Raw genomic sequence first — 21432 nt, forward strand, 5'->3', positions numbered from 1 at the left:
GTGAAATGTGAATAGTCACAAATCAAAACTAATTATTTTTATTTTCTATATAATTTCTAAAACCTAAAAGCAATGTTTTGCTTTCAATCATCACTTTTTCTTGATGCACCTTCAGCTATATTAGAAGGAATAGACACTGCAGCTCTTCGCATTTGACTCACCAAACCATATTTTTCATCAGAAGGAAACTGAGAAGTTAAACTATAAACAAGCTCAACCAAATCCATACTCTTTTTCCAAACATCCAATTCTTTATGATCCATAACAAACTATTACTATTCTCTATTCACCACTCACTACTAACTTCTCACCATTCACTACTCACTATTCACTACTCTAAACCGTATCTATAAAATTCTTTTCAGTTTTATTAAATATAATAATACCTATAAAAAATATTACCAAAGTGACAGACAACGTATAAATAAACATGTTAATATTAAAACTACCAGTACTTAACAACATATACCTAACACTTTCTATAACAAAAGTTAAGGGATTATATTCTACAATCCACACATAGTTGGGAAGCTGTTCTTTAAAAAAAGAAACGGGGTACATAACTGCCGAAACATACATGAGTAATTGCAACCCAAACCCAATTAACACCCTTAAATCTCTATATTTGGTTATTAATGAAGAAATAATCATACCCAAGCCCAAACCTAGCATACCCATAATGATGATGATTAAAGGAAATAGAAAAGTATGTTTATTAAATGAAATTTCAGCTCCTTGATAGTAGTAATAAACATAAAAACAACCAAAAACAAGCAGCTGAATACCAAACTTTAATAAGTTTGAAATAACCACCGATAAAGGCACTATAATACGCGGAAAATACACCTTACCAAAAATACCGGCATTAGCAGAAAAGGTATTGGAGGTTGACATAAAACACACTTTAAAGTAGTTCCAAATGGTAATACCTGCCAAATTAAACAAAAACGAAGGCACCGTTCCTGTAGATATATTGGCTACATTATTAAAAATTAATGTAAAAATTATAGACGTAAATAAAGGCTCTATTAAATACCATAAAGGCCCAAGAATGGTTTGCTTGTAAACCGTCACTATATCACGTTTTACAAAGAGTAGCAATAAATCTCTATACCTCCAAACTTCCTTAAAATTTAAATCTATTAATTTGCGTTTAGAGGAAATTGTAAATAACCACTCGTTTGTATTATCCTTACTCAAAAACTTAAAATGTTAGCAATTTATTTTTTAAAAACTGATTTTAATCTAGTTAATAACCCTGATTTTGTTTTAGTATCTTCATGATAACCATTAGCATAATTACCATAACCATAGCCATAGCCGTAACCATAACCGTAACCATAACCATATTTAGCCTTTTGGTCATAGCCATTATAAACAAGACTAATATTTTGTATTTGTTTTGTTCTATACTTTTCGTTTATAAAATTAAGCATCCCTTTTTTGGTGTAATCTTGCCTAACCATATATAAAGAGGTATCAACAAAATCAAACAACTCTAAAGCATCGGCTACTAAGCCCATAGGAGGCGTATCTAAAACAATGTAATCATATTGTTTTTTTAATTCTCCTATTAATTCACTTAATTTAGGACTAATAAGCAGTTCTCCCGGGTTTGGAGGAATGGGACCCGAAGTAATAACATCTAAAAATTCAACATCGGTCTTTTGAACTACCTTTTCTAAACTTTCTTGACCAATTAAATAATTAACAACCCCAACGTCATTCTTTATGTGAAAGTCGTCAAAAATCTTAGGCTTTCTTAAATCTAAACCAACAAGCACGGTCTTTTTTCCGCTTAATGCAAAAACGGTTGCTATGTTTATAGAACAAAAAGTTTTACCTTCTCCACTAACCGATGAGGTTACTAAAAGCGTTTTAGCGCCTTCTAAATGTTTAGACTTATAAAAATATTGAAGATTAGACCTAATAGACCTAAATGCCTCTGCTACGGCAGATTTTGGTTTTCTATGAACAATTAAATTATTATCTAACGGATTTTTTCCTATAACCCCCAAAATGGGGATGGGCGACAATTGCTCAACATCCATAGGACTGTGAACACTATTATCTAACAAAGTAAAAACAAAAGCCAATAATAGCGGCACTAATAAAGCAGCAAAAAAGGCAAAAACATACCTAATATTTAAGTTTCTACCCAATACTTGAGCGCCTGTATTTTTTGCTGAATCTATTATTAAAATATCCGATACATTAGAAGCCTTAATTATTTCTGCTTCGCCCCGTTTAGCTAAAAACACATTATAAGTTTGTTCGCTTAATGAGTATTGTCGCTCTATAGTTATTAATCGCTGTTGATCTTCTGGTAATTTACTAAACTGAGACTCTACACTACTTAATTTACTGTTTACTAGTTTAGCCTCTCGTTTTAAAACATCGGTAGCAGCACTTATATTTTCAAGTAATACATTTTTTAAACCTTCTATTTGCCTGTTTAAATCATTAAAAATAGAAGCATCACTACGTACAGAATATTGAAGTTTAGACTTTTGTACCGAAAGTTCGTTAATTTTAGACACATTGTTTAAAATATTACTATCACTTATACCAGCTATAGATGGCGCTGGAATTTCTGTAAATGAACTGCTGGTGGCTAAATAGTTTTTTAAGTTAGCGTAATAATTAAGCTGCCTATTTATATTATCTTTTTCAGCATCTAACTCGGTAAGTTTTTCGTTTAATATAACGCTTTCATTATCTAAACTGAATATTTTGTTTTTCTTTCTATAATCGTTTAAATCTTCGGCGTTTTTACTCAACTCGGTTTTTACTCTAGAAATCTGCTCATCTATAAACTTAATAGCATTGGTAGCGTATTGGTTTTTTCTGTTTAATTGATCTTCTCTTAAAACAGCAACAACCGTATTTAAATAATCTACTATTTTTTCGGTATTCTTATCTATTAAAGATATATCGAGTATGGGAGAACTAGCAGGATTAGAAACCGAAGTACGCCCTTTATAACTTGCTACTACACCATCAAAATTATTAAATTGAATAAAGTAAGTTGCTCCAGAACTTACAGTTCTATTCTCTGCTAAAACTAAAGTACCTTTTAAAAATGGTAATTCAATAGGCGCACCTATTTTAAATTGCTTTTTAAAAATACCTGGAGATACATCAACCGTACTTATTTTTTTAGATACATAGTTTTGTGTTGAAGCCGTATTACCAGGAAATTCAACTTCTAATTCAAAGGTATCTGCTTCTAAAAAGGTTACTTTTATGGGAACACCTATAAGTTGAGAAAAATTATAATCGTGATGAAATCTAAAAGGTGCCGATTTATAAATATCTTGCTTTCTAAAACGCCCCTGTTTTAAATAACTTTTATAAAACTCTAAACGTTCTACTACTTTTTCATGGTGCGAACGCGATTTTAATGTAACTACCATAGTTTGCACCTTAGCAGTAACACCGCCCCAGTTAAAAGTTAAACTAGCATTAGAGGTAAACAGCGGGTTACTATCATCTTCTACCGAAATTTTTGTACTAAGACGATATGAAAACTCTTCTCTTATATTTTTTTGATACACGTAAAAAATAGCTACAGCTAGTAGTATTACAAACAACTTCCAGTAGCTTAAAGCCCTAAATAAAAATTTCTTTATATCGAAATTTGAACCAGATTCTGATATTTCAAACTCGTCATTCATAACTTTATATTACAGGTTTCGAGTTAAAAAATAAGTAGATACTAAAACTGAAAATATAGAGGCTATAGTGGTAATAGTTTGAGAAGCGGTTTCTCCGGCTCCTAAAGCTTTACGTTTTAATGGTTTCACCAAAATCATATCATTGGGTTGTATATAATAGTAAGGCGATTTCATAGCCGCTGCATCTGTTAAATCTATATGATGAATTTGTTGCCCATTGGGATATTGCCTAATAACCAAAACGTCTGTTCTATCACCCGTATTTTTAATATCGCCAGCATTAGCAAGGGCTTCAATTATATTCACTCTATCTTGGTATAAAGTATAAACACCGGTTCCGCCTACTTCTCCTGTTACGGTATAACGTAATCCTGCAAGTTTTACGGTTACAAAAATTTCAGCAGTTTCTTTAAAGTACTGTTTTAATAATTCGGCTTTTACTTGTGCCTCAATTTCTTTAATGGTATAGCCTAAAACATTTATTTCTCCTAAAATTGGAAATTTAATATTACCATGTAAATCTACCGTAAAACCATTAAAATAAAGCGATGATTGCCCTTGTTGTCCGCCACTAGTAGCCGTAGTTTCTACAGGATTAAAAATGCTAACCAACTCTTCGTCTAAAGCTTTTACATTAATACTTAAAATATCATTGACTTGAACCCTATAGGGTTTTGATAGTGCTTGTATTTGCAAAGAATCATTGGCTAAAGTGCCTTTTTCTTGAAGATAAACAACATCTTTATTAGTAATACATGAAGAAAACAATAAACTAAAGAATATAATATAAAGCCAAAAGTAATGTTTCATTCAAAGTGGTTTGAGCTATCACTAACTAGTGATTTTGAGATATCACAAATATAGGTTTTCATTACGAATAATAAAACAGATGCCTAATTTTATAGAATTTTGTTCGTTATTTGCAAAAAAAAAGGTTTTGAATTATTTAACTGTAGAAAACATATCGAAATCTTACGGAGAATTGGTGCTCTTTGAAAACCTTTCTTTTAGTGTGCATAAAGATCAAAAAATAGCCTTTGTTGCTAAAAACGGCACGGGAAAAACGTCTATTCTAAATATTTTATCTGGCAATGACCAAGCAGATTCTGGTAATATTATTTACCGAAAAGATATTAAAGTGTCCTTTTTATCTCAAGACCCTAAGCTTGACAACAATTTAACTATTGAAGAAACTATTTTTGCTAGCGATAATCTCATTTTAGAAGTTATTAGAAACTACGAAAAAGCGCTTTTAAATCCAGAAGATACCGAAGCCTACCAAAAGGCCTTTGAAAACATGGAACAACACCATGCTTGGGACTTTGAAACTCAATACAAACAAATACTTTTTAAACTAAAACTTGAAAATTTAAACCAAAAAGTAGGACTGCTTTCTGGCGGACAGAAAAAACGACTATCGCTTGCCAACGCCTTAATTAACAAACCCGATTTATTAATTCTTGATGAGCCTACAAATCATTTAGATTTAGAAATGATTGAATGGTTAGAAGCCTTTTTTGCCAAAGAAAACATAACCCTGTTTATGGTAACACACGACCGTTATTTTTTAGAACGTGTGTGTAATGAAATTTTAGAGTTAGACGAAGGCAAACTTTACAGCTATAAAGGCAACTACTCATATTATTTAGAAAAACGAGATGCTAGAATAGAACGTGAAGCCATTGAAACTGGAAAAGCCAAACAACTCTTTAAAAAAGAATTAGATTGGATGCGACGCCAACCCAAAGCACGTACCACTAAATCTAAATCTAGAATAGATGATTTTAAAGATATAAAACACAGAGCACACCAACGCAGAAAAGAACATCAGGTTCAGTTAGAACTCAATATGGAACGCTTGGGTAGCAAGATTATTGAATTTCATAATGTATCTAAAGCATTTGAAGATAAAACCATTTTAAATGGCTTTAATTACACCTTTAAAAAAGGCGAACGCGTAGGTATTATTGGTAAAAATGGCACTGGTAAAACCACTTTTTTAAACATTTTAACACAAACAACACAGCCAGATGGTGGTAAAGTGGTTAAAGGAGATACCGTTAAATTTGGTTATTATACACAAAATGGCATTACCATAAAACCAGAACAGAAAGTTATTGATGTTATTAGAGAATTTGGTGATTATATCCCTTTAAAAAAAGGACGCCAAATTAGTGCACAACAATTATTAGAGCGCTTTCTTTTCAGTAGAAAAAAGCAATATGATTTTGTTGAAAAATTAAGTGGTGGCGAACGTAAACGCCTGTATTTATGCACCGTATTAATTCAAAATCCAAATTTTTTAATTCTTGATGAGCCTACCAACGATTTAGATATTGTTACGCTAAATGTTTTAGAAAGTTTCTTATTAGATTTCCCTGGATGCATTATAGTAGTATCTCATGACAGGTATTTTATGGATAAAGTCATAGACCACTTGTTTGTATTTAAAGGCGAAGGCGAAATTGAAGATTTCCCTGGTAATTACACAGACTACAGAGTATATGAAGACAGTCAACCTGTAATCTCTAAAGTTTCAGAAGATAAAAAAGAAAAACAATCTTGGAAACAAAACGAAGCTTCTAAACTATCTTTTAACGAAGAAAAAGAACTCAGAAATATTGAAAGTAAACTCAAATCTTTAGCTTACGATAAAAAACAATTAGAAGACAAATTCCTAAACCCAGATTTAACTCAGGAAGAGATAAATACCTTGTCTGATGAACTTCAAAAAATTATAGACACCATTGAAGCTAAAGAAGAACGTTGGTTTGAACTCTCTGAAAAATTAGAAGGCTAACACTAATAAACTTTGAACTTATAGCTTTAAACTTGGAACTTGGAACTTAAATGTATCAAATCATTCAATACATAAAATTCTTAATTAAATCTACCAACCAACATGGTGTACACTCCCCTTTTGTATTTAATTTAGTTACCAAATGTTTTTATAATAAAAATGATTATCCAGCATACAATCAGATAAAAAAATACAGAAAAAGTCTTTTAAAAAACAAGCATGTTATAGAAATTACAGATTTAGGTTCGGGCTCTAAAAAAACTAAATCTAACAAACGACAAGTTTCTGAAATTGCTAAAACATCTGGCTCTAGCCTTAAACATGCAAAACTATTATTTAGGCTAACCAACTATTTTCAACCAGAAACCATTATAGAGTTAGGCACGTCATTAGGTATTGCCACTCAAGCTATGAGTTTAGGAAATCTAGATGCAAAAATTACAAGTATTGAAGGCTGTTCAAATATTTCCGCTTTTTCAAAAGAAAAATTAAAAACATTCAAAAACATAAATCTTATAAATGCTGATTTTTCTAACATCTTACAAAAATTAAACCTCAACAAATATGATTTTGTTTTCTTTGATGGCAACCACCAAAAAGAAGCAACCTTACACTATTTTGAAACCCTTTTACCCAAAGCCCACAACAACTCAGTTTTTATTTTTGATGATATTTATTGGTCTAAACAGATGACAGAAGCATGGGAAACTATAAAACAACACCCAAAAGTTACCGTTACCATTAATACATTTCACTGGGGTTTTGTCTTTTTTAGAAAAGAACAAGCAAAAGAGCACTTTACAATAAGAGTTTAACTTCTCACCATTCACCATTCACTCCTCACCACTCACCATTCACCATTCACATCTCACTTCTCACTTTTCACTATTCACCATTCACCATTCACTTTTCACTTCTCACTATTCACTATTTCACATAAAACTTTATTAACTTGCAGAACATGAAAATCTACACAAAAACAGGCGATAAAGGTACTACAGCACTATTTGGAGGCACCCGAGTACCAAAACACCATATACGTATTGAAAGCTACGGAACCGTTGATGAACTAAATGCTCACATTGGCTTAATTAGAGACCAAGACATTAACCAGCATTACAAAAACATACTTATTAAAATTCAACATAAACTCTTTACTGTTGGTGCTATTTTAGCCACAGACCCAGAAAAAGCTATCTTAAAAAATGGTAAAGAACGTTTAAACATTAATAAAATTTCTGATGAAGATATTGCGCTTTTAGAAACAGAAATTGACACCATGAATAAAGACTTACCTCCTATGACACATTTTGTCTTACCTGGCGGACATCAAACCGTGTCATTCTGTCATATTGCGCGCTGTGTGTGCCGTAGAGCCGAACGTTTAGCCACAGCACTCAATGAAATAGAACCTATAGACTCGCTTTCTTTAATATATTTAAACCGTCTTTCTGACTACCTTTTTGTGTTGGCACGAAAGTTGACTTATGACTTACAAGCAAATGAAGTAAAATGGATTCCTGAAAAGAAATAAATTTATAGATGTACCCCACTAACTTCTAGATTTTTTTAAACGTTTTTAACAATTAAAAAATACGTTCTTTTAATTAATGATTAAATAATGCAATTTTTTCTTGCACGTTTGAACTAAAAAATTATTTTTGCAAAAAATTAAATGTATAAGAAATGTATTGGACTTTAGAACTAGCATCTTATTTAAGTGATGCACCATGGCCTGCAACAAAAGATGAGTTAATTGACTATGCCATTAGAACTGGTGCACCGTTAGAAGTTGTAGAAAACTTACAGTCTATTGAAGACGAAGGAGATTCGTACGATTCTATTGAAGAAATCTGGTCTGACTATCCAACAGATGAAGATTATCTTTGGAATGAAGATGAATATTAAATAAAAACATAAAAATTAGTTAAAAAGTCTCTGTTTGAGGCTTTTTTTTTACCCGTAATACTCAAAACATAATAACAAAATGTATCTTTGATTGCTTTATTTGTTTACATTAAAAAGTAATTAAGAATCCTAGGAGAACCTAGTAAATATAAAACATTAAATCATGAATTTTTTAAATTCTGTCTTAAAAGTATTTGTAGGAGACAAATCTAAACAAGACGTTAAGGCTATAATGCCAATAGTAGAAAAAATAAAAACCTTTGAGGCTGCACTAGAAGCATTATCTCATGATGAACTGAGAAATAAAACCATTGAGTTTAAAAATAAAATTGCCGAAGCTACCAAAGATTTAAACAATCAAATAGATAAACTTACCGAAGAAGCAGAAAACACCGATGATATTGACGCTCGTGAAGATATCTATGAACAAATAGATAAACTTCATGACAATGTGTATGAAGTTACAGAAGGGGTTTTAAACGATATTTTACCAGAAGCCTTTGCTGTGGTTAAAGAAACTGCAAAACGTTTTGTTAATAATACAGAAATCACCGTAAAAGCTAATGAGTTTGACAGAACACTTTCTGGTGAAAAAACTTATGTAACCCTAGATGGAGACCATGCAATATGGGCAAATTCTTGGGATGCTGCAGGAAAACCTATCACTTGGGATATGGTACATTACGATGTACAGCTAATTGGTGGTATTGCACTACACCAAGGTAAAATTGCCGAAATGCAAACTGGTGAAGGTAAAACACTTGTAGCAACATTACCCGTATACTTAAATGCGCTTTCTGGTAAAGGAGTACACTTGGTAACTGTAAATGATTACTTAGCTAAACGTGATAGCGCGTGGATGGCTCCTATTTTTGAATTCCACGGATTAAGTGTAGATTGTATTGATTACCATCAACCAAACTCCGATGCTCGTAAAAAAGCATACAACGCCGATATCACTTACGGAACCAACAATGAATTTGGTTTTGATTATTTACGTGATAACATGGCACATTCACCAGAAGACCTTGTACAACGCCCACATCACTATGCTATTGTAGATGAGGTTGACTCGGTTTTAGTTGATGATGCACGTACACCTTTAATTATTTCTGGTCCTATTCCTAAAGGAAACCATCATGAATTTAACGAATTAAAACCCAAAGTTGATGACATTGTTAATGTACAACGCAAATATTTAACAGGGGTTTTAGCCGAAGCCAAAAAACTTATTAAAGAAGGAGACACTAAAGAAGGCGGATTCCAACTACTTCGTGTATTCCGTGGTATGCCAAAAAATAAAGCGCTTATTAAGTTTTTATCAGAAGAAGGTGTAAAACAACTACTTCAAAAAACTGAAAACTTCTACATGCAAGATAACAACCGAGAAATGCCTAAGGTTGATGCAGAACTATACTATGTGATTGATGAAAAAAACAATCAGATTGAATTAACCGATAAAGGCGTTGATTACCTATCTGGAAAAGATGACCCTAATTTCTTTATAATGCCAGAAATAGGTATGGAAATTGCCAAAATTGAAAGTCAAGGGTTACCTCCAGAAGAAGAAGCCAATCTTAAAGAAGAACTTTATAAAGAATTTGGTGTAAAATCAGAACGTATCCATACGCTAAATCAATTACTTAAAGCCTATGCCTTATTTGAAAAAGACACACAATATGTGGTGATGGACAATAAGGTAATGATAGTTGATGAACAAACGGGGCGTATCATGGATGGTCGTCGTTATTCTGACGGTTTACACCAAGCTATTGAAGCTAAAGAAAACGTAAAAATTGAAGATGCTACACAAACATTTGCTACCGTAACACTTCAAAATTACTTTAGAATGTACCGCAAACTTTCTGGTATGACGGGTACTGCGGTTACAGAAGCCGGAGAGTTCTGGGAAATATACAAACTAGATGTTGTTGAAATTCCTACCAACAAACCTATAGCCCGTGATGACCGCGAAGATTTAGTTTTCAAAACAAAACGCGAAAAATACAATGCCGTAATTGATGAAGTAACAGAATTATCAAAAGCAGGTCGCCCAGTGTTAATTGGTACAACCTCGGTTGAAATTTCGGAGTTATTAGGAAAAATGCTAAGCATTAGAAAAATTCCGCATAACGTATTAAACGCAAAACAACATAAAAAAGAAGCCGAAATTGTAGACCAAGCAGGTAGAAGCGGACAAGTTACTATTGCTACCAATATGGCTGGTCGTGGTACCGATATTAAATTAACCGATGAAGTTAAAAAAGCAGGTGGTTTAGCCATTATTGGTACAGAACGTCATGATTCTCGTAGGGTAGACCGCCAGTTGCGTGGTCGTGCTGGTCGTCAAGGAGACCCAGGTAGCTCACAATTCTATGTGTCTTTAGAAGACAATTTAATGCGCCTTTTTGGTAGTGAACGTATTGCCAAAATGATGGACCGCATGGGATTGAAAGAAGGTGAAGTTATTCAACATTCTATGATTTCTAAATCTATTGAGCGTGCACAGAAAAAAGTTGAAGAAAACAACTTTGGGGTTCGTAAACGCTTGCTAGAATATGATGATGTTATGAATGCCCAACGTGAGGTAGTTTACAAACGTCGTCGTCATGCATTACACGGTGAGCGTCTTCGTGTAGATTTAGCTAACATGATTTTTGATACCTCCGAAGGTATTGCACAAACCAATAAAGCTGCTAACGATTATAAAAACTTTGAATTTGAGCTAATTCGTTACTTCTCAATGAGTTCTCCTATTACCGAAGAAGAATTCAGTAAATTGTCTGAGCAAGAATTAACGTCTAAAATTTATAAAGCCGCTTTTGAACATTACCGTAATAAAATGGAACGCAATGCAGATATTGCTTTCCCTGTAATAAAAAATGTTTACGAAAATCAGCGTGATAAATACAAACGCATTGTAGTACCATTTACCGATGGTGTAAAAAGTTTAAATGTGGTTACAGACCTGGAAAAAGCTTATGAAACCAACGGTAAACAGCTTATCACAGATTTTGAAAAGAACATTACACTAGCCATTATTGATGATGCTTGGAAAACCCATTTACGTAAAATGGATGAGTTAAAGCAATCGGTTCAATTAGCTGTTCACGAACAAAAAGATCCGCTTTTAATTTATAAGTTTGAAGCTTTTGAATTGTTCAAAACCATGATAGACCAAGTGAACAAAGATGTTATTTCATTCTTATTTAAAGGAGAATTACCTCAAGAAACACAAGATAACATTCAAGAAGCTCGAGCTAGAAAACAAGAAAAGGTACAAACCACAAAAGAAGAAATTCCTAATTTAGATGAACGCGCTGCCGAAAGTAGAGCTGCTGGTAATACCCAACGCCAACAACAAGTAGTAGAAACCATAGTGAGAGACAAGCCTAAAATAGGACGTAACGACCGTGTTACTATAAAACACGTTATTAATGGTGAAAACAAAACCTTAAAATACAAACAAGCCGAACCTTTAATTGCTAAAGGTGATTGGGTTTTGGTTGAGGACTAAATAAATTACTACATAAATAAAAATGAAATCCCGATAATTACCTATCGGGATTTTTTTATGTCTTCTAATAACAGGTTGACTTTGTCAGAAAAATTCACGAACTTCGTTTAACAGTCGATAAATTCAATTAAAACTGATTTTATCTTGATTTTGTTAGGCACAAGCTAAAAAAATCACACTATATCTTAATATTCTAAAGTTAATAATTATTTTAGCAGGTATAATAAATTGTTAATAATTTAGCTATAACTAAACATTTTGAAGAAATTTTCCTTAAGTTTGTCACCGCATATTACAAGCACTACAAAAATTAGTGTTTATGAATTAAATAAAAATGGGAAAAGTCTTTTTGAACCGTTCGTTGATGAAATTGAAAAAGATGGCTACTTATTTGACAAGTTGGCTGGAGCTCTCAGAATTATTGAAGAAACTTCTAACCTCAAAAGATATCCAAAAACAAAATTTAGAGAACTTAAAGGTCATAACTTAAGCTGCAAAGTATATGAAGCTAAATCTAATATTATTAGAGTATATCTTTTTCACGAAGAAAAAACAGGTAGAGTCATAATAACTGGTGGACTAAAAGATAATCAAGATAAAGACATAAAAGCAATTTTGAAAATTATAAAAGAATATAATGATGAGAAATAGAGATAGTATACGCGAAAAAATTTTAAATCAACCATCTTACTGGGTTGAAGGTATAAATAGCTTTCTCTATAATGCTATTTTGGAATATATGGAAGATAACAATATGAATAGAACTGAATTAGCAAGTCATCTTGGAATATCAAAAGGCAGAGTTTCTCAAATCCTAAATGATGGAGAGATTAATTTTAGTATTGAAAAAGTTGTTCAAATAGCTTTAAAGGTTAATAAATTTCCAGTTTTTGAACTTAAAGATAAGAATTCTTATTTAGATGATTTAAACTCTAATAATCATAAAACAAAAGATTTAAGCTATTATGAAAATGACAGCTTTTCTGAAGTTTACTCGAAGAATAAAAAGGATAGTAAAATAATTCATCTTTACAGTAATAATGAATTTACAAAACAATTAGCACTTTAAAATGGCTAAAAAAACAAATACAAATAAAGATAATATTGGATACAGAATTTCTCAAATTCATTCTTTAAAATTCTCTTTTAAAGACATTGAAATAGAAAGATTGAATCAATTATTTGAAACCCAAAATGCTTTAGCTTTAAACACGAGCACGTCATTGAATATTGATAAAGAGAAATCAACTATTATAATTGATATTAACACACAATTAGTTGACAATGAAAAAGAAAATGTTTTAGTTGAACATTCTGGTAGAACAGTTTATATAGTAAAAGGTTTAGATAGTGTTTATAATGAAGGTGAAAATAATTTTGATCTTCCTGATGGTTTAGTCATTCAGTTATTTAGCATTGCTTACTCTCACGCAAGAGCTTTATTAGCGACTGAAATAAGTCCTACTATTTATAAAGATAAATATATGTTACCTGTAATTGACCCTAGAGTATTTTTAAAAAAAGATAACAAATAAAAAAGCCAGTGCCCAACACCGGTAAGCGTTGCACAACTCGTCATCAGGAATAAATGGATAGTTTTTGAATTATTAAAAATAATTAAAAGCCCCATTTATCAATTAGTTATGTTTTACAAAAAATAGCATAACAAGTACATATTGACGGAATTCATGGTTGTGCAACAGACACAATGGCTATAAGTAATTGCTTGTTTTCGCCTACTTCTGAAAATCCTCTCGGATTTTCAGCTTGGTGTGTACTTGCAAATTTAAGAGCTAACCCACGCAAATACTCATAGCCAAAACCGTTAAACGAAACTCTCAGTTAATTTTTAAAATCAAATTAGGGTCTGGGCAATTTTGAGAATAAAAATCTAAATCTGTTTTAGCACAAACCCCTGGATAATCGCCAAAATTACCTTGTAAGTCTTTAATAATTTGAAAATGCAAATGTGGTGGGTAATTACCGTTAACAGTCTCATCTCCTAAAGTTGCTATTGGTTCGCCTTGTTTAAAAACCTGACCAACTTTTAAACTTTCAATAGATTTTAAACTTAAATGCCCATAAAGTGTATAAAACACAACACCATCAATGTTATGCTCTAATATAATTGTTGGTCCGTAATCACCAAAATTAGTATTGTTTTTAAAGCTATGTACTTTAGCATCAAGGGGTGTAAGAACTACTGTTGTAGCTTCGCTCCATAAGTCTATTCCTAAATGAATATTACGTTCTTCTGTTATATCATTTTTAAAATGACCACTTCGTTTGTAAATATTACGCGTTTCTAAATAACCTCCAAACGCTACTTTACCTTTTTGCTGTAGGATATTATGTTTTATAAACTGACTTAATTCTGAAATTGAAGCAATATTAACAGACTTTAAACTTTTATTAGTTACAGACAGGTTTAAGGGAACATATTTTGACAACGCTATTGAAGCATCAAGTACTTGAATAGGTTTTAAACTAAGTGTTTTTAAAAATTTAGAAAATTCACCTAACTGCATGATTACTCTAACTTATAACCTCAGCATATAAATCAAAATCTTCGGCTTCAATAATTTTTACCGTAGTATATTCTCCTGTTTTTAGATACGTTTTACGGGCATCAATTAAAACTTCGTTATCAACATCGGGCGAATCAAATTCGGTTCTACCAACAAAATAATTCCCTTCTTTTCTATCAATTATCACTTTAAACTCCTGCCCTATTTTAGCTTGGTTAAGTTCCCACGAAATTTGAGATTGTATTTCCATAATCTGATTAGCACGGTCTATTTTCACATCTTCGGGCACATCATCTTCTAAATTATAAGCATGTGTGTTTTCTTCGTGCGAATAGGTAAAACAACCTAAACGTTCAAAACGCATAGCTTTTACCCATTGTTTTAACTCTTCAAAATCTGCTTCGGTTTCACCAGGATATCCCACAATTAACGTTGTACGAATACACATTTCTGGCACTTTAAATCTAAACTCATTTATAAGTTTAGTGGTTTTTTCTTTAGTAGTACCTCTACGCATACTTTTTAATATAGCATCAGAAATATGTTGCAACGGAATATCTAAATAATTACAAATTTTAGGTTCGCGCTTCATAACATCTAAAACATCCATAGGGAATCCTGTTGGAAATGCATAATGCAAACGAATCCATTCAATACCTTCAACCTTTACTAAGGCCTCCAGTAATTCGGCTAAATTTCGTTTTTTATATAAATCTAATCCGTAGTAAGTTAAATCTTGTGCTATTAAAATAAGTTCTTTTACGCCTTTAGCAGCTAATTTTTCTGCTTCGGTAACTAAATCTTCAATAGGTGTACTGCGGTGTTTACCACGCATTAAAGGTATGGCGCAAAAGCTACAGGGCCTGTCGCAACCTTCAGCAATTTTTAAATAGGCGTAATTTTTTGGTGTAGTAGTTAAACGCTCGCCAATAAGCTCGTGTTTATAATCGGCTCCTAGAGCTTTCAACAAACCAGGAAGTTCTGTGGTGCCAAAATATTGATCTACATCTGGTATTTCTTTTTCTAAATCTGGCTTATAACGCTCTGAAAGGCAACCGGTAACAAACACCTTATCTACATAACCAGCTTCCTTTTTCTGCATATACTCTAAAATGGTATTAACACTTTCTTCTTTGGCATTATTAATAAAACCACAAGTGTTGATAACAACAATATTCCCCTCTTCTTCATGCACAACTTCTTTACCACTAGCTTTAAGTTGTCCCATCAACACTTCACTATCATAAACATTTTTACTGCAACCTAAGGTTACAACGTTTATCTTGTTCTTTTTAAGAGTTTTTGTACGCATACGTTTCTATAAATCAGGGCGCAAAGATACAACTTAATTAAACCTTTTATATATTTGAAGGTCTTAATTACCAAATCTAACTTATGAAAACCTTAATCTACTTACTATTTCTAGGGCTTTTTAGTGTATTTAGCTGCTCTACAGAAGAAGCAACTAACGAAAATACGAACCCTACCGAAACTGAAATTTATTTTCCTCCTTTAGATTCTGATAGTTGGGAAACAAAATCTATAAGCGACTTAGAGTGGAATGAAGATCAACTTGAGCCATTATTAGATTTTTTAGAAGCATTTAATACCAAAAGTTTTATGATACTTCACAACGGAAAAATTGTTGTTGAAGCGTATATGAATGAACATAATGCTAACACCCTTTGGTATTGGGCAAGTGCAGGAAAAACATTAACAACAGCCATTACTGGTATTGCCCAAAATGAAGGTTTTTTAAATATAAATGATAAAGTATCTGATTATTTAGGAACAGGCTGGACAAATGCGCCACTAGAAAAAGAAAACCTAATTACCAATAAACACCTACTAACCATGACCTCTGGTTTAGATGATTCTAACGATGATATTTCGGCAGAAAACTTAAATTACCTAGCCGATGCTGGAACACGTTGGGCATACCACGGTGTATTTTTAAAATTACAAGATGTGGTTGCACAAGCTACTAACGATACTTGGAACAACTATTTTAACACAAAACTAAAAGATGAAATTGGTATGAACGGATTTTGGTTACCGTTTGAAAGCACCAATGTATACTGGAGCAATACCCGTAGTATGGCTAGATTTGGATTGCTTATGTACGCCAATGGAAAATGGGAAGACAATCAAATTATTCCTGAAACATATTTAAACGAGGCTATAAATACCTCGCAAACCATTAATGAAGCCTATGGCTACATGTGGTGGCTTAACGGAAAATCGAGTTACCATTTACCGCAAACCCAATTTGAATTTAGCGGCGAACTTATACCCAATGCCCCAGACGACATGTTTGCTGGCTTGGGTAAAAACGACCAAAAACTTTATATTATACCAAGCAAAGAACTAGTAATTGTTAGAATGGGAGATGCTGCTAGCGAAGAGAACTTTGCACTTTCAAGTTTTGATGATGAATTGTGGAATAAAATTAATGCATTGATAGATTAATTTAAAAAATCCCAAAGCCTTTCTCTTTGAGCTCTTTTTTATTTACAAACTAGTCTTTAATTTCTGAAAGCAATTCACTAACAGCCGCTTGCAATTGAGAATCTTTACCATTTAAAAAATCATTATATAGTAATTTAACTTCAATATCTGGATTAACCTGTAAATTTTCAGTAGGCCTACCTTCTGCACCAATAGTTGCAATCATTGGTATGCCAAAAACTATAGTTGGATCTATTTGACGTTCCCACCAAACTGCGGTACCAGTTCCTGGAACTGGCATTCCTACAAGTTTACCTATACCATTTTGTTTGTAGATATAAGGAAAAATATAAGCATCACTATAATTAGACTCACTCATAATAACAATGCTAGGCTTGGTCCAACGTGTTAAAGACTCACCCCCTTTTAGCAAATTACCTTGAGGTGCTAATTTTAAATATAGAGTACCACTTAAAAACGTATTCAAATCATCATGAAGCCAGCCTCCCCCATTAAATCTTGTATCAACAACAAGGGCTTTTTTTTCTTTGTTTTTTCCCATAACATTGTCATAAACCTCTCTAAAACTGTCATCATCCATACCTTTAACATGCACATAACCTAATTTACCTCCACTTAGAGAATCTACTTTATGTTCCATTATTTTCACCCAACGCTTATACATTAATCTTGCTTGAGTGCTCATAGATACTGGTTTAGTTTTTTCTTCAAATATTACATTCCCATCCGTGAGAGTTAACAGTATGTTTTTATTTGTAATGTTATTTAAATATTTATTCCAATTGTCATCAGCTTTTACTTCCTTATTATTAATTTTTAAAATAACATCACCTCTCTTAACCTTACTATTAGCATTATCTAATGGCCCTCCTGAAAGAACTTCACTGATTTTGATTCCTTCACCTGTATATTTCTCATCAAACAACAAACCTAATGAAGCTGTTATATCTCCATTTTTAGCTCTATGTGTATATCTTCCTCCTGTATGAGAAGCATTAAGCTCTCCAAGAAGTTCACTCAACAATTGCTGAAAGTCATAGTTATTGTTAATATGTGGTAAAAACTTAACATACTCATCATGATACATTTTCCAATCAATACCATGAAGGTTTGGATCATAAAACTTCTCCTTTACTTGGCGCCATGCATGTTCAAAAATATATTGACGTTCTCCAGAAGGGTTCAACACCATATCACCATCAATTTTTACTCCTGTAATTTTTCCACTCTCAGCATCAACTTTAACAAGTTTTCCTTTATTACTTAAAAACAATATTTTATCATCATTACTTATTTGAATACCACTAGGCGACCCTCCTAATTTTGCTAAAATTTTAGTTTTCTTTGTTCTAGGTTCTGTAACCCAAACATCATATCCTTTTTCAAATTTAGATAAATAGAATAATTTGCTAGCATCTTTATTAAGCGCATAACCACTTATATGCGAACTATTTATTGTCAATTTAACTTTACGGTAATCTAAATTATTTAAATTTATTTTTAAATCTTCAACCTTCTTATCTATTTTGTTTTTTTTGTCTTTTTTAACATCCTTTTCATTTTCTTCTAAATCTTTTTTATCCTTCTCTTCCTGCTCCTTAAATAAGTCATATTCCTCTTTACTTAGGTTGTAGGTATCAAAAGCCTTTTGGTCAAAGAAAACAGCATATATATCGCTCTCACTACTTCCGTTAACAGCAAGCGATTTCTCACCATCACGCGAACTTTTATAAACCATCATTTTCCCATCTAGCGCCCATGTTGCACCACTTTCTCCAAAACCACTATTTACCGGATATATAAATTCACCTGTTCCATCTGCTTTTAATAAGGCCGTATTAGTATCAAATCCATATCCCTTTTGATCTGAAACAAAAAGCCACTTACTATCTGGACTCCATTGAAATCCCCAGTCTCCATCTGAATAAGAATAATTATGTCCTTCTGGCAATACTGTAACTTCTTTCTTTGATTCTAAATCTAATACCTTTAAAATATTCCTATCCTTAACATAGGCTACTTTTTTCCCATCAGGTGAAAATTCAGGCTGATATTCTTCAGACATAGTAGCTATTAATGGCTCAATCTTTACAATTGTGCTTGCATAAAAATAAGTTTCTTCTGGACGCAAAATTGTTGCTTTATAAATATCCCAACTTGTATCATTCTCACCAGAAAACAACAAGGTTTTACCATCTGGAGACCAATTAATCATACGTTCTTGTTGTGGTGTATTAGTAATACGTTTAGTTCTTGAATCGTCTACACCGGTAACAAAAACTTCTCCTCTATTAACAAAGGCTATTTCTTTACCATTTGGGCTAACTTTAAATTCACTTACATCGCTAATATCAATATTTTTAAAAGTTTCGTATGCAGAATCGTCTCTAACTTTAATTGAAAGTTTTTTAGGTTCACTTCCTTCTGAAATGGTATAAATTTCTCCTTTCCAAGAGAAAGCCATTGTGTTATCCTTTGCTATACTTAAATGCCTAACAGGAAAGTCTTTAAAATTAGTTAATGCTATTTCATTGTTTGTTTCTAATACTCTTTTATATAGGTTCTGAGTCCCACTTTTTTCATTAAGGTAAAAAACAGATGAGCCATCATTATTAAAAACAGGTTCTCTATCTTCTCCTTTAAAATCAGAAATTTGCTTATAGGTGTTATTTTTTATATCAAAAATCCAAATATCGCGGGTAACAGAAGACGTATGATGTTTTCTAAAATCATCTTCATATCCTTTTCTGTCTTGAAATATTATTTTAGTTCCATCATTGTTATAGTGTGCACTTTCAGCTCCAGCTGCAGAAACTAAAATAGGTCTTCCTCCTTGAACTGGGATATTATAGAGATTAAGAAACAATCTAGGAGATGGAAAACGGACACTTGATGCTGGTGCATCTCTTCCACTTCCAAAAAGAACGTATTTATTATCTATTGTAAAGTCATAAGGAAAATCATTAGCACTATTATAGGTTAGTCTTGTTGGTTTACCCCCTTGCGCAGACATTGTATAGACATCAAAATTACCATAACGATCACTTGCAAAAGCAATGGTTTTTCCATCATGACTCCAAACCGGATATCCATCATACGCATCCCCAGTAGTTATTGCTACTGCATTACCTCCATTTGCATCAACAGAATACAAATTACCGTGATAGCTAAACACAATAGTTGAACCATCGGGGAAATACTTGGATACCTCAGCCAATAGGCATCATTTTGACCATTGATGCTTAAATAATTGAGAGCTATTAAAACAAGAATAAAATATTTTTTCATCTTTATATCTTAAGTATTGATTGTGATTTTACTTGAAAATCTTATGATAATTTAAAAAAGTTAAATTAGATGGTGTGCGTTTAAGTGTTTTTTATAAAATAACAAAAATCATTTTGTTATTTTACTCTATTTCCTTTTAATATGCTCACTAAAGGCTCAACAATTCACTTTTTAAGATGATAGTCTATTTATGAGCATGAAAGAGAATATTTTTTTGGACTTGTTGCAAAACAAAAAATTTACTTAAAAAAAGAATCTACAAATTCGTATTTATTGAATACTTGTAAATCTTCAATGCCTTCTCCAACACCAATATACTTTACAGGAATTTGAAATTGATCTGAAATACCAATTACTACGCCTCCCTTAGCGGTTCCATCTAATTTGGTAACTGCTAAAGATGTTACTTCGGTGGCTGCTGTAAATTGTTTAGCTTGTTCAAAAGCATTTTGTCCTGTAGAGCCGTCAAGCACTAATAAAACATCATTTGGAGTATCATCTACCACCTTTTGCATAACACGTTTTACTTTGGTAAGCTCATTCATTAAATTTACTTTGTTATGCAAACGTCCTGCAGTATCAATTATAACCACATCGGCATCTTGTTTTACAGCGCTTTGTAAGGTATCAAAAGCAACAGATGCAGGGTCACTGCCCATACTTTGTTTTATTATAGGTACATCTACTCTATCTGCCCAAACTTGAAGCTGATCTATAGCTGCTGCTCTAAAGGTATCTGCTGCACCTAAAACCACTTTTAACCCTTGCTTTTTAAATTGATATGCTAACTTACCAATAGTAGTTGTTTTACCTACCCCGTTAACACCTACAACCATAATAACGTATGGTTTTTTATCTTGAGGAACTGTAAATTCTGTTTCTTCGCCAATATTGGTTTCACTTAACAAACCAGCTATTTCTTCTCTTAGAATTTGATTAAGTTCATCTGTACCTAAATATTTATCTTTAGCTACTCGAGCTTCAATACGTTCAATAACTTTTAAAGTGGTATTTACGCCAACATCACTAGTTACAAGAATTTCTTCTAAATTATCTAAAACTTCATCATCTACTTTAGATTTTCCGGCTACTGCTTTACTTAATTTACCAAAAAAACTTGTTTTAGATTTTTCTAAACCCTTGTCTAGAGTTTCTTTTTTATCTGAAGAAAATATTTTTTTAAAAAGACTCATTTTGCTTTAAAACTTAAGTTATTAATTGCGTTAGGGATTGAGGCATTTGTTG

The 21432-nt window shown here is 32.4% G+C and carries 17 protein-coding genes; 9 read left to right on the forward strand and 8 right to left on the reverse strand.

The window, feature by feature from the left end:
* Positions 1-83: 83 nt before the first annotated feature.
* The 4 genes from BWZ22_RS01605 to BWZ22_RS01620 all read right to left on the reverse strand — a co-directional run bounded on the left by BWZ22_RS01605 (position 84) and on the right by BWZ22_RS01620 (position 4487).
* Positions 84-263 carry a four helix bundle protein gene (locus BWZ22_RS01605; protein WP_083692149.1) on the reverse strand — a complete coding sequence of 60 codons (180 nt, stop codon included), beginning with the start codon at positions 261-263 and terminating at the stop codon, positions 84-86.
* 73 nt (positions 264-336) lie between these two features.
* The gene (locus BWZ22_RS01610) at positions 337-1200 is read right to left on the reverse strand and encodes an ABC transporter permease (protein WP_076697590.1); all 864 of its coding nucleotides are present in this window, start codon (positions 1198-1200) and stop codon (positions 337-339) included.
* A 20-nt stretch (positions 1201-1220) separates the two neighbouring features.
* Positions 1221-3677, reverse strand: coding sequence for a polysaccharide biosynthesis tyrosine autokinase (locus BWZ22_RS01615; RefSeq protein WP_076697591.1), 2457 nt, complete (start codon positions 3675-3677; stop codon positions 1221-1223).
* Positions 3678-3686: 9 nt separating this feature from the next.
* Complete coding sequence (locus BWZ22_RS01620; RefSeq protein ID WP_076697592.1) at positions 3687-4487, reverse strand: polysaccharide biosynthesis/export family protein; 801 nt, start codon at positions 4485-4487, stop codon at positions 3687-3689.
* Positions 4488-4614: 127 nt separating this feature from the next.
* Here BWZ22_RS01620 and BWZ22_RS01625 point away from each other — a divergent pair, with 127 nt between their 5' ends.
* The 8 genes from BWZ22_RS01625 (at position 4615) to BWZ22_RS01660 (ending at position 13437) form a co-directional block, all read left to right on the forward strand.
* Positions 4615-6477 (forward strand): ABC-F family ATP-binding cassette domain-containing protein, encoded by a 1863-nt coding sequence (locus tag BWZ22_RS01625; protein WP_076702215.1) that lies wholly within the window; start codon positions 4615-4617, stop codon positions 6475-6477.
* Between the two features lie 50 nt (positions 6478-6527).
* Complete coding sequence (locus tag BWZ22_RS01630; protein ID WP_076697593.1) at positions 6528-7292, forward strand: O-methyltransferase; 765 nt, start codon at positions 6528-6530, stop codon at positions 7290-7292.
* A gap of 146 nt (positions 7293-7438) precedes the next feature.
* A complete protein-coding gene (locus BWZ22_RS01635) occupies positions 7439-8011 on the forward strand; it encodes a cob(I)yrinic acid a,c-diamide adenosyltransferase (RefSeq protein WP_076697595.1) in 573 nt (190 codons plus the stop codon).
* Positions 8012-8163: 152 nt separating this feature from the next.
* Positions 8164-8385 carry a DUF2795 domain-containing protein gene (locus BWZ22_RS01640; protein ID WP_019387375.1) on the forward strand — a complete coding sequence of 74 codons (222 nt, stop codon included), beginning with the start codon at positions 8164-8166 and terminating at the stop codon, positions 8383-8385.
* Between the two features lie 163 nt (positions 8386-8548).
* Positions 8549-11902, forward strand: a complete 3354-nt coding sequence (secA, locus tag BWZ22_RS01645; protein WP_076697596.1) for a preprotein translocase subunit SecA — start codon at positions 8549-8551, stop codon at positions 11900-11902.
* Between the two features lie 258 nt (positions 11903-12160).
* Positions 12161-12553, forward strand: a complete 393-nt coding sequence (locus tag BWZ22_RS16710) for a hypothetical protein (RefSeq protein ID WP_198027637.1) — start codon at positions 12161-12163, stop codon at positions 12551-12553.
* Positions 12540-12971, forward strand: a complete 432-nt coding sequence (locus tag BWZ22_RS01655; protein WP_198027638.1) for a helix-turn-helix transcriptional regulator — start codon at positions 12540-12542, stop codon at positions 12969-12971. Before BWZ22_RS16710 ends, BWZ22_RS01655 begins: the two co-directional genes overlap by 14 nt.
* Before the next feature lies 1 nt (position 12972).
* Entirely contained in the window at positions 12973-13437 is a 465-nt protein-coding gene (locus BWZ22_RS01660; RefSeq protein ID WP_076697599.1) for a hypothetical protein, read from the forward strand.
* 303 nt (positions 13438-13740) lie between these two features.
* On the opposite strand, the gene BWZ22_RS01665 is transcribed toward BWZ22_RS01660, so the two are convergent.
* Together BWZ22_RS01665 and rimO are read right to left on the reverse strand one after the other, a co-directional pair.
* Positions 13741-14430 (reverse strand): peptidoglycan DD-metalloendopeptidase family protein, encoded by a 690-nt coding sequence (locus BWZ22_RS01665; RefSeq protein ID WP_076697600.1) that lies wholly within the window; start codon positions 14428-14430, stop codon positions 13741-13743.
* 7 nt (positions 14431-14437) lie between these two features.
* Entirely contained in the window at positions 14438-15742 is a 1305-nt protein-coding gene (gene rimO, locus BWZ22_RS01670) for a 30S ribosomal protein S12 methylthiotransferase RimO (protein WP_076697601.1), read from the reverse strand.
* 83 nt (positions 15743-15825) lie between these two features.
* On the opposite strand from rimO, the gene BWZ22_RS01675 reads away from it, so the two are divergent.
* A complete protein-coding gene (locus BWZ22_RS01675; protein WP_076697602.1) occupies positions 15826-16899 on the forward strand; it encodes a serine hydrolase in 1074 nt (357 codons plus the stop codon).
* Positions 16900-16948: 49 nt separating this feature from the next.
* On the opposite strand, the gene BWZ22_RS01680 is transcribed toward BWZ22_RS01675, so the two are convergent.
* Together BWZ22_RS01680 and ftsY are read right to left on the reverse strand one after the other, a co-directional pair.
* Positions 16949-20116, reverse strand: a complete 3168-nt coding sequence (locus BWZ22_RS01680; protein ID WP_198027639.1) for a S41 family peptidase — start codon at positions 20114-20116, stop codon at positions 16949-16951.
* 310 nt (positions 20117-20426) lie between these two features.
* On the reverse strand, positions 20427-21380 hold the full coding sequence (gene ftsY, locus BWZ22_RS01685) for a signal recognition particle-docking protein FtsY (protein WP_076697603.1): 954 nt from the start codon (positions 21378-21380) through the stop codon (positions 20427-20429).
* Positions 21381-21432 lie beyond the last annotated feature (52 nt).

Origin of the sequence: Seonamhaeicola sp. S2-3 (assembly GCF_001971785.1) — a bacterium.
GTDB lineage: Bacteria > Bacteroidota > Bacteroidia > Flavobacteriales > Flavobacteriaceae > Seonamhaeicola.

Coding starts and splice junctions, on each gene's coding strand:
- BWZ22_RS01605 (WP_083692149.1), bottom strand. CDS start 263: ATGGATCATAAAGAATTGGATGTTTGGAAAAAGAGTATGGATTTGGTT.
- BWZ22_RS01615 (WP_076697591.1), bottom strand. CDS start 3,677: ATGAATGACGAGTTTGAAATATCAGAATCTGGTTCAAATTTCGATATA.
- BWZ22_RS01620 (WP_076697592.1), bottom strand. CDS start 4,487: ATGAAACATTACTTTTGGCTTTATATTATATTCTTTAGTTTATTGTTT.
- BWZ22_RS01630 (WP_076697593.1), top strand. CDS start 6,528: ATGTATCAAATCATTCAATACATAAAATTCTTAATTAAATCTACCAAC.
- BWZ22_RS01635 (WP_076697595.1), top strand. CDS start 7,439: ATGAAAATCTACACAAAAACAGGCGATAAAGGTACTACAGCACTATTT.
- BWZ22_RS01640 (WP_019387375.1), top strand. CDS start 8,164: ATGTATTGGACTTTAGAACTAGCATCTTATTTAAGTGATGCACCATGG.
- secA (WP_076697596.1), top strand. CDS start 8,549: ATGAATTTTTTAAATTCTGTCTTAAAAGTATTTGTAGGAGACAAATCT.
- BWZ22_RS01655 (WP_198027638.1), top strand. CDS start 12,540: ATGATGAGAAATAGAGATAGTATACGCGAAAAAATTTTAAATCAACCA.
- BWZ22_RS01660 (WP_076697599.1), top strand. CDS start 12,973: ATGGCTAAAAAAACAAATACAAATAAAGATAATATTGGATACAGAATT.
- BWZ22_RS01665 (WP_076697600.1), bottom strand. CDS start 14,430: ATGCAGTTAGGTGAATTTTCTAAATTTTTAAAAACACTTAGTTTAAAA.
- rimO (WP_076697601.1), bottom strand. CDS start 15,742: ATGCGTACAAAAACTCTTAAAAAGAACAAGATAAACGTTGTAACCTTA.
- BWZ22_RS01675 (WP_076697602.1), top strand. CDS start 15,826: ATGAAAACCTTAATCTACTTACTATTTCTAGGGCTTTTTAGTGTATTT.
- ftsY (WP_076697603.1), bottom strand. CDS start 21,380: ATGAGTCTTTTTAAAAAAATATTTTCTTCAGATAAAAAAGAAACTCTA.